The sequence below is a fragment of the Stutzerimonas tianxiuensis genome (genome assembly GCF_053470365.1).
The window spans coordinates 197974-211494 of record NZ_JBPVWS010000002.1; the positions used below are offsets into that span (position 1 = coordinate 197974).

The 13521-nt window shown below is 58.0% G+C and carries 13 protein-coding genes; 10 read left to right on the forward strand and 3 right to left on the reverse strand.

Annotated elements, in window-relative coordinates; genetic code table 11:
• The first annotated feature begins 4 nt into the window (after window positions 1-4).
• From ACSSNI_RS03665 to ACSSNI_RS03685, 5 genes are all read left to right on the forward strand, one after another.
• On the forward strand, window positions 5-472 hold the full coding sequence (locus ACSSNI_RS03665; protein WP_200639367.1) for a YkvA family protein: 468 nt from the start codon (window positions 5-7) through the stop codon (window positions 470-472).
• A gap of 141 nt (window positions 473-613) precedes the next feature.
• On the forward strand, window positions 614-940 hold the full coding sequence (locus ACSSNI_RS03670; protein ID WP_200639368.1) for a helix-turn-helix domain-containing protein: 327 nt from the start codon (window positions 614-616) through the stop codon (window positions 938-940).
• Window positions 922-1317: a hypothetical protein gene (locus tag ACSSNI_RS03675; protein ID WP_102836179.1), complete on the forward strand. Its 396-nt coding sequence runs from the start codon at window positions 922-924 to the stop codon at window positions 1315-1317. The genes ACSSNI_RS03670 and ACSSNI_RS03675 overlap by 19 nt, the downstream gene beginning before the upstream one ends.
• The gene (locus tag ACSSNI_RS03680) at window positions 1318-1785 is read left to right on the forward strand and encodes a tetratricopeptide repeat protein (RefSeq protein WP_200639369.1); all 468 of its coding nucleotides are present in this window, start codon (window positions 1318-1320) and stop codon (window positions 1783-1785) included.
• Window positions 1786-2122: 337 nt separating this feature from the next.
• Entirely contained in the window at window positions 2123-3097 is a 975-nt protein-coding gene (locus tag ACSSNI_RS03685; RefSeq protein WP_200639370.1) for a tRNA dihydrouridine synthase, read from the forward strand.
• 7 nt (window positions 3098-3104) lie between these two features.
• Here ACSSNI_RS03685 and ACSSNI_RS03690 read toward each other — a convergent pair whose 3' ends face one another.
• Window positions 3105-3851, reverse strand: a complete 747-nt coding sequence (locus tag ACSSNI_RS03690) for an SDR family oxidoreductase (protein ID WP_200639371.1) — start codon at window positions 3849-3851, stop codon at window positions 3105-3107.
• Window positions 3852-3967: 116 nt separating this feature from the next.
• Between ACSSNI_RS03690 and ACSSNI_RS03695 the strand changes: the two genes are divergently transcribed.
• A complete protein-coding gene (locus ACSSNI_RS03695) occupies window positions 3968-4411 on the forward strand; it encodes an Hsp20 family protein (RefSeq protein WP_200639372.1) in 444 nt (147 codons plus the stop codon).
• Window positions 4412-4508: 97 nt separating this feature from the next.
• Here ACSSNI_RS03695 and ACSSNI_RS03700 read toward each other — a convergent pair whose 3' ends face one another.
• Together ACSSNI_RS03700 and ACSSNI_RS03705 are read right to left on the reverse strand one after the other, a co-directional pair.
• Window positions 4509-7403 carry a sensor domain-containing protein gene (locus ACSSNI_RS03700; RefSeq protein ID WP_200639373.1) on the reverse strand — a complete coding sequence of 965 codons (2895 nt, stop codon included), beginning with the start codon at window positions 7401-7403 and terminating at the stop codon, window positions 4509-4511.
• A 121-nt stretch (window positions 7404-7524) separates the two neighbouring features.
• Window positions 7525-8391, reverse strand: a complete 867-nt coding sequence (locus ACSSNI_RS03705) for a LysR family transcriptional regulator (protein WP_102836185.1) — start codon at window positions 8389-8391, stop codon at window positions 7525-7527.
• Window positions 8392-8544: 153 nt separating this feature from the next.
• On the opposite strand from ACSSNI_RS03705, the gene leuC reads away from it, so the two are divergent.
• The 4 genes from leuC (at window position 8545) to asd (ending at window position 13077) form a co-directional block, all read left to right on the forward strand.
• Entirely contained in the window at window positions 8545-9972 is a 1428-nt protein-coding gene (leuC, locus tag ACSSNI_RS03710) for a 3-isopropylmalate dehydratase large subunit (protein WP_148926236.1), read from the forward strand.
• A gap of 10 nt (window positions 9973-9982) precedes the next feature.
• Window positions 9983-10630, forward strand: coding sequence for a 3-isopropylmalate dehydratase small subunit (gene leuD, locus ACSSNI_RS03715; RefSeq protein ID WP_148926235.1), 648 nt, complete (start codon window positions 9983-9985; stop codon window positions 10628-10630).
• A 64-nt stretch (window positions 10631-10694) separates the two neighbouring features.
• Window positions 10695-11777 (forward strand): 3-isopropylmalate dehydrogenase, encoded by a 1083-nt coding sequence (gene leuB / locus ACSSNI_RS03720; RefSeq protein ID WP_200639374.1) that lies wholly within the window; start codon window positions 10695-10697, stop codon window positions 11775-11777.
• Window positions 11778-11964: 187 nt separating this feature from the next.
• Window positions 11965-13077, forward strand: coding sequence for an aspartate-semialdehyde dehydrogenase (gene asd / locus ACSSNI_RS03725; RefSeq protein WP_200639375.1), 1113 nt, complete (start codon window positions 11965-11967; stop codon window positions 13075-13077).
• Window positions 13078-13521 lie beyond the last annotated feature (444 nt).

A 13521-nucleotide genomic window follows, 5' to 3' on the forward strand; every position in this document is an offset into this window, starting at 1 on the left:
TTCGATGAAAGCACCTTGGAATTTCTTAAAGTACCTGCCGGTAGCGCGAGGCGTTCTCGCTCGTGGAAGGTTACCGATAGTGCTGCTTGCGGTCGCTAAAAAACGCTCAGCTCGGGGTGGCTTGGTAAAAGGGTTGCGTGAAGATCTCAGTCTGTTGCAAGGGCTGTGCGTGGCGTGGTGGCGAGGTGAGTATCGGCAGGTCAGCAGGCCCGCGCTGGTCGCTGCAGTCGCTGGTTTGCTGTATTTCCTGTCACCGATGGACGCCATCCCAGACTGGATTCCAGGTCTCGGATTTGTCGATGATCTGGCGGTACTGGGCTGGATAATCCGAAAATGGTCTGGCGAGTTGCAGGCGTTTCGCACCTGGCGAGACAGCCAGCCCGCAGATGTGCGGGCAGATATCGATCAGCTGCCTTCCATCGACGAAGCAGGCGCCGGCTCTGTCGGTAGAGGGCGTAATCCCGAGTTCTAGAAGCTCGAGGGCTTAATCCTTTCGAGTGCTTACTCAGCATCGCCCCCTCACTCTTTAGTGGGGTGTTTTGATGATGAATGAATTGTCGCCCGGGCTGATAAGATCTTGTCTTTGAATTTGAGACTACGGTCGGGGTAGAGGATGAGCGTTCAGGTCATCATGCGGGACGGTATGCCGGAGTATGCCGTGCTGCCTTGGGACGAGTACCAGGCACTATTAGGCAGCGGGCGTAGCGTGAGTGCCGCTGTGCCGGTGGGAGCAGGTACTTCAGGCGTATTGCCGAAGTTCAATACGTTGCCGGTGTTGCGAGAGGCCAAAGGGTTGACTCAGGAAGCGCTGGCACGCTCTGTCGGCATCAGCCCTGCTTACCTGGATCTAATCGAGCGGGGCGAACGCGAACCTGGTGAGGCTATACGTCGCGCACTTGCCCGTGCATTGGAGATTGAAGGATGGCAGCAGGAGGCGTAACAGGCACCGCAGCGTCAATTCGCATCAGTCGTCCTCACTGGCAGGCGTTGATGGACGAATTAGCTGAAGTCCGGCGACAACGCCATTTGGTCACTTACCGAGCGTTGATCGAACGCCTCCAGCTACCCGCGCCTGCCATGCAAACGTTGACTGCCGCGTTGGAGCATCTGGCGGCTCTGGATGCCCATGCTGATCGGCCGCTACGTAGTGCATTGGTCGTCAGTCAAGGTGCCAGTCGGTTACCAAGAACAGGATTTTTCGAGTGTGCGACGCGCCTCGGGCGCTTTTCTGGTCCGGCAGATGGTTCTGCTGCCGCATCCTGGCATGCGGGCGAGGTTGCGCGAGTGTTCGAATTTGATTATCCGGGGATTCCGTAGATGTTGAACAACATTCAAGCGCGAGTCGGCTATCTGGTTGCGCGCAGACTGATGAGCTCTCGACGGGTTGTTCGGCAACCGAAAATGTGGCGGTGGATGGAGGGCCAGTTTTCTCGGATGGCTGCGATTGGTGATATCAAAGCGCAGAGTTTTTATGGCCATATCCTGCTGTTCCGTGGTCAAGGTTACGGGGCAAGGCAGGAAGGCATACGTTTGCTGCGCTTGGCGGCTGAGAAAGGCGATGCCAAGGCTGCCTACCAGATGGGTGTCATCTGCCTGGGCGAAGACGCTACTCACGGCCCAGACGGTGCAAAGGCCGCGCACTGGTGGAAGCTTGCCGTCGAGGCGGGGCACCCGTTAGCTGCGGCACGGTTGTCCCAGCTGTACATGGCTGGTGGTCATGGGCTGGCTCGTGACACTCAGCAGGCAGAGCATTACAAGGCCAGCGCTGCCAAACTCGGTCTTTGATTGCCTGAGACGAGCGAGAGTGCTCTATATGCGCAGACTGCTTACTTTAGGTCTGGTGCATGGCATCCAGCGCCATCGAGCCGGCGGTCCACCCAGCAAGCGCTTTTCGGCCATCGCGTGGCCGTTGAAGTCCCGAAACGCTTGAAATTATCGATTTTCCATCTAGCAGTCGGGCGCTGATCACGCGGGCCGAAACAGCTGAGGTATTGTCAGTCGATAACCGGTAGGTTGCACGATACGCCTGCTCATTCAGTCTGCCGGCTGAGTGTAATACGCAGATTTCGTACCGGCGCTTACGTCCGTACAATGCAGCCTTTTTTCGGTTGGGTCGTTTCTGATGCAGATCGCCTTGGCACCTATGGAAGGGCTCGTTGATGACATCCTGCGGGACGTGCTCACCGGTGTAGGTGGCGTCGATTGGTGCGTGACCGAGTTCATTCGGGTTTCGGATCGTCTGCTACCGGCGTCCAGCTTTCACAGACTGGCGCCTGAGCTTCAGCGCGGAGCCGCTACTCGCGCGGGCACGCCATTGCGAGTGCAGTTGCTGGGCTCCGATCCTCTTTGTCTGGCTGATAATGCTGCTTATGCGTGCAGCCTTGGCGCCCCGGCAATCGACCTCAACTTTGGCTGCCCGGCCAAGACCGTCAACAAGTCGCGCGGCGGTGCCATCCTGCTCAATGAGCCAGACCTCCTGCATTCCATACTTCATGAGGTACGCAAGGCTGTGCCGGGGCCGATTCCCGTCACCGCCAAAATGCGTCTGGGTTTTGACAGTAAGGAAGGGGCGCTCGATTGTGCCCGCGCGCTGGTTGACGGGGGCGCAGAGCAGCTGGTGGTGCATGCGCGGACCAAGGTCGAGGGGTATAAGCCGCCCGCGCACTGGGAGTGGGTGGCCAGGGTCAAGGACGCCGTCAATGTGCCAGTGTTTGCTAATGGCGATATCTGGACGGTAGATGACTGGCGCCGTTGCCGAGAAGTCAGCGGTGTCGAGGACATCATGCTAGGTCGCGGCCTGGTCTGTCGGCCGGATCTAGCCCGGCAGATCTCGGCGGCAAAAGCTGGTGAGCTGCGTGAGCCGATGAGTTGGGAAGATCTCCAGCCGCTACTGGCTGATTTCTGGGGGCAGGCGCGACGCAAGATGTCTCCGCGTTATGCACCTGGCCGCTTGAAGCAGTGGATATCTCTGCTGACACGCAGTTATCCGCAAGCCGTTACGATGTTCGCTCAGGTACGGCGGGAGAATGATTGCGAGCGGCTCGACGCGCTGTTGGGCTTAGACGAGAGCTCACTGGGATTTGAAGAGGCTGTCTAGTCACCTGCTAACGTCCACCACTCACATCGAGCAGAGCGCCGCTGGTGTAGCTGGCCTTGTCGCTGACCAGCCAAAGAATTGCTTCCGCCACCTCTAGCGCTTCGCCCCCTCGGCCCATGGGCACGCTGCTCCTGACGCGCTCGATGCGGTCTGGCTCGCCACCGCTGGCGTGGATCTCTGTGTAAATCACGCCAGGCCGTACCGCATTAACCCGAATGCCTTCCGCTGCGACTTCCTTGGCCAAACCAAGGGTCATGCTGTCTATTGCGCCTTTGGCGGCTGCATAGTCGATGTACTCGTTGGGCGCACCGAGTTTGGCAGCAATCGACGATACGTTGACGATGGCGCCACCGGAACCGCCGTGGCGGGTCGACATGCGCTTGACCGCCTCGCGTGCGCAGAGAAAACTTCCAAACACGTTGACCGCGAATACGCGCTCCAGGCGTGCCTTATCCATGTTGTCGAGGCGCATTTGGCGTTCAAGCATTCCGGCGTTATTCACCAGTGCGTCGAGCCTGCCGAACTCTGCGTCGACGGCTTCGAACAGTCGGACGACCTGTGATTCGTCCGCTATATCCGCCTCGATAGCAATCGCTTGTGCGCCCTGGCTGTGTAGTTCTTTCAGTAGCTGCTCTGCTGCGTCATGACGCTGTCGAAAGTTCAGGCACAACGCGTAACCTTCAGCCGCTGCGAGCCTGGCGGTGGCTGCGCCAATGCCACGGCTGGCGCCTGTTATCAACATCACTTTCGACATAAAAAATCCCCGGCGTACGGTCTTGAAAACAAGCGAGCCGCTCCTATCTAGGGCATTACAGGGTGCCGAATCCGGGTCCTGTATGAACCACTCGCTGAATTTCAGGAGAAAGCAACATGACTAATTTTTCGATGGCTCCACTGTTTCGTCAGTCCATTGGTTTTGATCGTTTCAACGACCTGTTCGAGTCCGCGCTGCGCAATGACGCAAACGGCTCATTTCCGCCCTACAACGTGGAAAAGCACTGTGATGACGAGTACCGCATTATCGTAGCAGCCGCTGGGTTCCAGGAGTCCGACCTTGATCTGCAGGTCGAGCGAGGCGTGCTGACGGTAAGTGGCGGCAAGCGTGAAAACGGTGGCGAAAACGTTACCTATCTGCATCAGGGCATCGCCCAGCGCGCGTTCAAGCTCTCGTTCCGCCTTGCTGACCACATAGAGGTGAAAGGCGCAGCGCTGAATAATGGGCTGCTCAGCATCGAGCTCGAGCGTGTCGTGCCGGAGGAGGCTAAACCCAAGCGCATTCCAATTAACGGTGAGCGTTTGGCGTTAGAGAGCTGATCGGGCAGTCCGCGCATAAGCGATAGGCCTGTAACTTGAGGGAACCCCGCCTGCGAAATCGCTCGGCGGGGTTTTTCTTTTGCAGCAGAAGGCTCATTCAGCTAGATGAATGGACCTTTAGCAATTTTCCGAAATCCGACAGCGGAAGAGGGTGGCTGAACAAATATCCCTGATACAGGTGGCAACCCTGCGCTTGGAGCAGGTCGAGCTGTGCCTGCTTTTCGACACCCTCGGCAATCACTTCCAGCCCGAGGCTCCGCGCCATTGCAACGATGGCGCGAATAATCTCGGCGTCGTTTGGGTCGTCCAGCGCATCGCGGACGAACGACTGGTCGATCTTGAGAACATCTACCGGTAGGCGCTTAAGGTAAGTGAGCGACGAATAACCAGTACCAAAATCGTCCATGGCGAAGCTCACGCCCTGCCGGCAGAGACGGCGCATTTTAGCGATGGTGTCTTCCAGGTTCTGAATCACAATGCCTTCGGTAATTTCCAGCTTGATCATCCTGTGCGGGAGCTCGGCGGCTTTGAGCGCCTCGAGAATCCGTTCGACGAATTCGCTTTGGCGGAACTGGCGCGGGCTGATGTTCACACAAAGGCTGAAGCTGTCCGGATGCACGAGCCCGCCTGTCAGTAGCGAGGCGGCAATACGACAGGCATCCTTGATGACCCAATTTCCGACATCCACGATCAGGCCGCTCTCTTCAAGCACGTCGATGAACTGAGCTGGAGAGCGCACGCCATCCTCGGGATGATGCCAGCGCAACAGAACCTCGGCGCCGATCACCCTGGCGGAGCGCGCATCTACCTGCGGTTGAAGGTGCAGTTCGAACTCGTTGCGCTGTAGCGCCAGGCGCAGCTCGCTTTCAAGTTGCAGGCGCGCGCTGGCGGCTTGCTGCATGGTCGTGCGGAAGAGCTGGATTGCATTGCGCCCGGCATCTTTGGCGCGATAAAGGGCGATGTCGGCTCGCTTCAATAGATCGGCGGGTGTCTCGCCGTGATCCGGCATCAGGGCGATGCCGATACTGGGTGTTACCTGCAACCTGTTGCCTTCGAACACCATGGGCTGCGCGAGAAGGGTGCGAAGTTTTTCGGCAACCTGGCGAACATGGCGGGTCACTTCCGAGCGCTTGCCGGTCAAGCCGGTCAACAGCACAACGAATTCGTCACCTCCCAGGCGGGCAACGGTGTCCTCCTGGCGGATGCTGGCCTCAAGGCGAGCAGTGATCATCTTCAAGACTGCATCGCCGACGGGGTGACCGAGCGAGTCATTGATGTGCTTGAAGTGGTCGAGGTCGAGAAACAACAACGCACCGCGAAGGTTGTGTCTTTTGTGCAGCGCCGTCTGCTGGGTCAGGCGATCCATCAGCAAGGTACGGTTGGGCAGATTGGTCAGCGGGTCGTGATAGGCCAGGTGATGGATCTGCGCGTGAGCCGCCTTGAGCTGGCTGATGTCGCGCGCGGATAACAGCAGGCAATCGGTGTTGTTCAGCTCGATTGGCTCTACCGACACCTCAATCTGCTTGAGACGACCGTGACGGTCCTGGCCGACCATCTCCCAGTTCGTCACCCGGCCATCACGTTCGAGCCGTTCGAGGATTTCTTGGCGTTGCGTGCTGGGCCAGACGCCCAGTTCGGAAGAGGTCCTGCCGATAGCTTCTTCCGGACGGTAACCAGAGAGGCGGTGAAAGCCTTCGTTGACTTCGATGAATCTTCCAGTGCTGCGCTCGCTGATGATGATGGCGTCAGGGCTCGAATGGAACGCCTTGGCGAATTTGACCTCGCTGGCCTTCAGTGCTGCTTCGGCCTGTTGTCGTTTGGTAATGTCACGAAAAGTGGTGACGATGCACAGGCGGCGGTCGACACGGATGAACCTGCTGGAAACCACGCAGGTGACGATTTGCCCTGAGCGGGTGCGGAACTGTGCCTCGGCGTTCTCCAGCCGCTGATCACGCATCAGCTGCTCAAACAGTGATTTTCGCTGCCGCTCGTCTCGCCAGATGCCCACTTCAGGGGCAGAACGCCCGACGATGTCGGTACTGTTCCAACCAAACACGACGCTGAAGCTCGGGTTTATCTCCATGAAAACCCCGTCGCGGATGCGGGACAGGGAGATCGGGTCCGGACTGCCTTGAAACAAGGCCGAGAACTTCGCTTCCGAGGCTGCCAAATGTTGCTCGCGCAGGACCCTTTCGGTGGCGTCGATGATGATCCCCGCCATGCGCAACGGCGCGCCATGCTCGTCTCGGTAGAGTTTGGCGGTACTTTCAAGATGCCGAATTGTGCCGTCTGAATGGATCGCCTGATACGTGGCCTGATAGGTTTGCCGGCGTCCGGCGAGTAAATCGCTGTATGCCGTGCGCATCGTCTTGCGGTCATTGGCAGCAACGCTGCGGAAAAACTCGCGAAACGAGCCATCGAATGGGCCTTCTATCAGGCCTTGCAGTTCGGACGCTCTGGGAGAGGCATATAGGCGGTCGCTTGGTATGTGCCATTCCCAGTTGCCCAGTTCTGCGGAGGCCAATGCCAACTCAAGGCGCTCTTGGCTGTCTTCCAGCGCCTGCGCCTGAGTGTGCTGGTCGGTGATGTCGCGGATGACCCCAACCAGAATCGTGTTGCCATCATCACTGATCTGCCGCTGGCCATCGATCTCCAGCCACCGCACGCTTGCGTCAGGCCAGCAAACCCGGTGCCGGAAACTGAAGCGCGTTTCTGAGCCGGCAAGCACCCAACAAGCAGCGGCTTCGATATGCGGACGATCCTCAGCAACGATCAGATCTAGATACTGATCTGGAGATAGCTCTACCAGCGGCGTGTCCAGACCGAACAGTTTTCCTGTGCCGAGCGACCAGTGCATGGTGCCGCGTTGGACATCCCAGGACCACAGGCCGAGTCCCGCCCCGTCGAGCACGGATAGCAGGCGAGCTACGTCTTGCCATGGTTTGGGTGCTGCGCTTGGTGAGGACTCTGGCTTCGCGTCAGGCGGCAACATAGGCGACCTCGGAGGGCTGGGTCTGCTGAAGGTGTCGATGGCAGGCGATGCTCATGGTTCTCTTTGATTTTGTAGTTGTGATCCGAACTTATCCGTAGCTGATGGCAAAGTGCAAGTGCGCTTAGTCGGCGTCCAGCAAAGACATGAAGGCCTTGGCTGCGTTAGACAGGGTGCGCTCGGTATGCGTGATATATCCGAGCTGCCTTGCCAGTTGGTCGCCCGGCATGGGTAAGCGCACCACCTGATCATCAAGCATGGTGCGTGGAAGGACGCTCCAGGCGATCCCGATGGACACCATCATCTTGATCGTCTCCATGTAGTTGGTGCTCATCGTGATATTGGGCGTCAGCCCCTCGCGCTCGAATAACCGCTGGGCAATATGGTGGGTGAAGGTATTCCCGCCTGGAAACACGGCCGGATAGCCGGCGACATCAGCCAGGGTTATTTCGCCCATACGCGCCAGGGGATGCTCGGGCGCAACCACAAAATCTAACGGATCTTCCCACACCTTGACCGCACGAATAGGCGCTGCGGTTTGCGGCGCCAGGGTGATCACCGCAAGCTCGGCGCGCCCATGCAGGACTTCATCGTATGCCACCTCAGAGTCGAGGAAGCGGATATCCAGATTCACGTTCGGGTACGCGCGAGTGAAGCGCCTCAGCAAGGGGGGCAGGCGATGCAGGCCGATGTGGTGGCTCGTGGCCAGGGTCAGTCGCCCGCTGACGTCGCCGTTGAGGTTGGTCAGGGCGCGGCGGGTGTCGTCCAGGACATTGAGGATCTGATACGCGCGAGGAAGCAGCGCTCTGCCGGCTTCGGTCAGGCCGATCTCGCGGCCTAGCCGATCGAATAACCGCACGTTCAGCTGTGACTCCAGTGAAGCCAGGCGTTTGCTTACCGCCGGCTGAGTCAGGTGGAGGCGTTCGGCCGCCTGGGAGAAGCTGCCCATCTCGGCGACCGCTATGAAAGCGTTGAGGTTGGCAAGGTCCATGTCCGACTCCAGTGGTTTGCTTGGCTTCGCATTAGTATTCCACAGGGGAATGATTGCGATGAAAAATATGAATTTGAGTAATCTGTGGTAGGTCCGTAGCATGACCCTATAAGCAAAAGGGCTATTGCCCAACGCACTGATGAGGAAAGTCCGATGGCTGGCAAAACGCTCTACGACAAGCTCTGGGAGATGCACGAGGTCAAGCGCCGTGATGATGGCTCGTCACTGATCTATATCGATCGTCATATCCTGCACGAAGTGACTTCGCCCCAGGCGTTCGAAGGGCTTCGCCTGGCAGGGCGCAAGCCATGGCGCATCGATGCCAATATCGCTACTCCGGATCACAACGTGCCGACTACCAAGGGCGAGCGTCAGGGTGGGCTGGAAGCCATTGCAGACGAGGTTTCCCGCATCCAGGTGCAAACGCTGGACGAGAACTGCGATGACTTCGGCATCCTCGAGTTCAAGATGAACGATATTCGTCAGGGCATCGTTCATGTCATCGGCCCGGAGCAGGGCGCAACCCTGCCAGGCATGACCGTGGTCTGCGGCGACTCGCACACTTCGACGCACGGCGCGTTCGGTGCGTTGGCCCATGGCATAGGCACTTCGGAAGTCGAGCATGTGCTCGCAACACAGTGCTTGGTCGCTAAAAAGATGAAGAACATGCAGGTGCGTGTTGAAGGCAAGCTGCCCTTCGGTGTGACCGCCAAAGACATCGTGTTGGCCGTCATCGGGAAGATTGGCACCGCGGGTGGCAATGGTCATGCGCTCGAATTTGCCGGCAGCGCCATCCGCGACTTGTCGATGGAAGGACGCATGACGATCTGCAACATGTCCATCGAGGCGGGTGCCCGCGTGGGCATGGTGGCTGCGGACGAGAAGACCATCGCCTATGTCGAAGGCCGGCCTTTCGCACCCAAAGGCGCCGACTGGGACCAGGCTGTCGAGGTCTGGAAGACACTTGTTTCGGATGAGGACGCGGTTTTCGACACGGTCGTTGAGTTGAAGGCAGAAGACATCAAGCCGCAGGTCAGTTGGGGTACGTCACCTGAGATGGTCCTGGCTGTTGATCAAAGCGTACCTGATCCGGCGGTTGAAGCTGACCCGGTCAAGCGTGACTCCATAACCCGTGCGCTGAAATACATGGGGCTGCAGGCCAATCAACGGATCACCGACATCCAGCTTGATCGCGTCTTTATCGGCTCCTGCACCAACTCGCGTATCGAAGACCTTCGCGCTGCCGCGGAAGTGGCCAAGGGGCGTAAGGTTGCCTCAACGGTGAAGCAGGCGATGGTGGTGCCAGGTTCGGGACTGGTCAAGCAACAGGCCGAGGCTGAGGGGCTGGACAAGATTTTTGTAGAGGCGGGCTTCGAGTGGCGCGAGCCCGGTTGTTCGATGTGCCTGGCAATGAACCCCGACAAACTGGGCAGTGGCGAGCATTGCGCGTCAACGTCCAACCGCAACTTCGAAGGGCGCCAGGGTGCCGGTGGCAGAACGCATCTGGTCAGTCCGGCAATGGCTGCTGCGGCTGCGGTGACTGGTCGCTTCGTTGACGTTCGTGAATTGATGCAGGCCTGAGGAGACCACCATGAGAGCATTCACCCAGCATACCGGTCTCGTCGCGCCGCTCGATCGCGCTAATGTCGACACCGATCAGATCATCCCCAAGCAATTTCTCAAGTCGATCAAGCGTACTGGCTTTGGTCAGAACCTGTTCGACGAGTGGCGCTATCTGGACGTCGGGCAGCCTAATCAGGACTGCTCGCATCGTCCGGTGAATCAGGAATTCGTGCTGAACTTTCCGCGCTATCAGGGCGCCAGCGTTTTGCTTGCCCGGGAAAACTTCGGCTGCGGCTCCTCGCGTGAGCACGCGCCTTGGGCATTGGAAGAGTACGGTTTTCGCACGATTATCGCGCCGAGCTTTGCCGATATCTTCTACAACAACAGCTTCAAGAACGGCTTGCTGCCAATCGTGTTGAAAGAAGAAGAAGTCGACGAGTTATTCGAACAGGCCGAGGCTGCAGAGGGTTATCAACTCACCGTGGACTTGGCTGCGCAAACGGTCACCCGTCCGGACGGTGTGCAGTACAGTTTTGAAGTCGATGCGTTTCGCAAGCATTGCCTGCTGAATGGCTTGGACGACATCGGCCTGACGTTACAGGATGCTGAGGCCATCAAGGCGTTCGAAGCAGGTCATCAAAAGAGCCAGCCCTGGTTGTTCGGCGCGATCAAATAAAACAAGAAGTTGTGAGCCTGGGTGGTTTACACGCGGCTTTCAGCTTTTAGAAGGAAATCTTTAAATGTCTAAACAGATTCTGGTTCTTCCTGGCGACGGCATCGGTCCCGAAATCATGGCTGAAGCGGTCAAGGTGCTAAAGCTGGCTAACGACAAGTTTCAGCTCGACCTGGAGCTGAGCTACGACGAGTTGGGTGGCGCGGCGGTTGATAAGTACGGCGTGCCATTGGCTGACGAGACGCTCGAGCGTGCTCGTGCTGCGGATGCAATCCTGCTGGGTGCCGTTGGCGGGCCGAAGTGGGACGCAATAGACCCTGCTATCCGGCCTGAGCGTGGCCTGTTGAAGATTCGCTCGCAGCTGGGGTTGTTCGGCAATCTGCGTCCGGCTTTGCTGTACCCGCAACTGGCGGCCGCGTCCAGCCTGAAGCCGGAGATCGTGGCCGGCCTGGATATCCTGATCGTTCGCGAGCTGACTGGGGGCATCTATTTCGGACAACCACGCGAGAGCAAGGTGCTGGAAAATGGCGAGCGTATGGCCTTCGATACGCTGCCCTACAGCGAGAGTGAAATCCGCCGGATCGCCAAGGTCGGTTTTGACATGGCTCGGGTGCGCAACAGGAAACTCTGCTCGGTGGACAAGGCCAACGTACTGGCATCCAGTCAGCTATGGCGCGCAGTGGTGGAGGAGGTCGGTAAGGACTACCCGGACGTTGAACTCAGCCATATGTATGTCGATAACGCCGCAATGCAGCTGGTGCGCGCACCGAAGCAGTTCGACGTAATCGTCACCGACAACATGTTTGGCGACATCCTGTCGGATGAAGCTTCCATGCTGACAGGTTCAATCGGCATGCTGCCGTCCGCTTCTCTCGATTCGAACAACAAAGGTATGTTCGAGCCTTGTCACGGTTCGGCACCGGACATTGCAGGCAAGGGTATCGCCAATCCGCTGGCAACGATCCTCTCGGTGTCGATGATGCTGCGCTACAGCTTCAACCAGGTCGCTGCAGCAGATGCGATCGAGCAGGCGGTTAGTAACGTGCTGGATCAGGGCCTGCGAACGGGTGATATCTGGTCTGAGGGTTGTGAAAAGGCGAATACCCAGGCGATGGGTGATGCGGTAGTCGCGGCGCTCGCGAAGTTGTAATCTCTCTGGTCCCATTTGCACCAGCCGTTGATAGAGCTTGTGGGGCGACGGCTAGGCGGAAACGCCGAGGAGTGCGAGGCGTGGTGTCAGACATAAATGGACAGCGCGCCCGCGCTTTCGAACCCGAAAGCGTATTTCTTAGTCGACGGCCCGTCATGCGGGTCACACATATATAGGTGTAGTTGCGATGAAACGTGTAGGTCTGATCGGTTGGCGCGGTATGGTTGGCTCCGTGCTTATGCAGCGGATGCTGGAGGAGCGGGATTTCGACCTGATCGAGCCGGTATTCTTTACTACTTCCAACGTCGGCGGTCAGGGCCCCTCGATTGGCAAGGATATGGCGCCGCTCAAGGACGCCTACAGCATCGATGAATTGAAATCCCTCGATGTAATTCTTACCTGCCAAGGTGGTGACTACACCAGCGAGGTTTTCCCCAAACTGCGGGAAGCGGGCTGGAAAGGCTACTGGATTGATGCAGCCTCCACGCTGCGTATGCACGACGATGCCGTTATCGTGCTCGATCCGGTCAACCGCAAGGTCATCGATCATCAACTGGACGCGGGCACCCTCAATTACATCGGCGGCAACTGCACGGTCAGCTTGATGCTGATGGGCCTGGGTGGCCTGTTCGAGCATGGGTTGGTCGACTGGATGAGCGCAATGACTTATCAGGCTGCGTCCGGTGCTGGCGCGCAGAATATGCGCGAACTCATCAAGCAGATGGGCAGTATCAACGCATCGGTTGCCAATGAACTGGCTGATCCGGCCAGCGCCATTCTGGAGATCGATCGTAAGGTCGCCGAATGCCAACGCTCGGAAGCGTTCCCAGTAGACAATTTCGGCGTTCCACTGGCGGGCAGTTTGATTCCTTACATCGACAAAGAGCTGCCGAACGGCCAGAGCCGCGAAGAGTGGAAGGCACAGGCGGAGACCAACAAGATTCTAGGGCGTTTCAAAAGCCCGATTCCGGTCGACGGTATCTGTGTACGTGTCGGCGCGATGCGTTGCCACAGCCAGGCATTGACCATAAAGCTGAACAAAGATGTGCCCATTTCGGATATCGAAGGCATGATCAGCCAGCACAACCCCTGGGTGAAGCTCGTTCCGAATCATCGAGACGCGAGTATGCAGGAACTGAGTCCGACATCAGTGACTGGCACATTGAGTGTTCCGGTCGGTCGGCTGCGCAAGCTGAACATGGGGTCGCATTACCTTGGCGCATTCACTGTGGGCGATCAGCTGCTGTGGGGTGCTGCAGAGCCTTTGCGGCGCATGCTGCGTATCCTTCTCGAGCGATAAGTCACGAAGGAGCCAAATCTGAAGCGCCTCGGGATACCGCGGCGCTTTTTTTGCGCCATGACAAAGCGAATTACCGCTCTCGATCAGCTTAAGTCTATGTGTCATGTATATGGGGTTGCTTCCACCACAGCGAAGCGCCTGAAGGCACGCAAGGGAAGCGGCATCTGAGATGTTGTGCCGATGATTAATCCTGCCGCTCGCTTTTGCACGCCGGGCTAATTTGTGGATTGGGTCTGATAACACGCGAAAAGGCGTGACGGGCAGCGCCAGCTGGTCTGGTGAGTTGTTGATAAAACCCTATCTGTAAAAGATACTTGCTGGAAGTTCGAAGAATTAGTCTAGCTAAAAACGCTGTTTAGGCTTATCGCTGACGGGGGACCGCCACCTGGCGGGCGCAGGCAGTGACTATAAGACCCTCTCGAAGATCCGAGAAAAGTTAAAAAC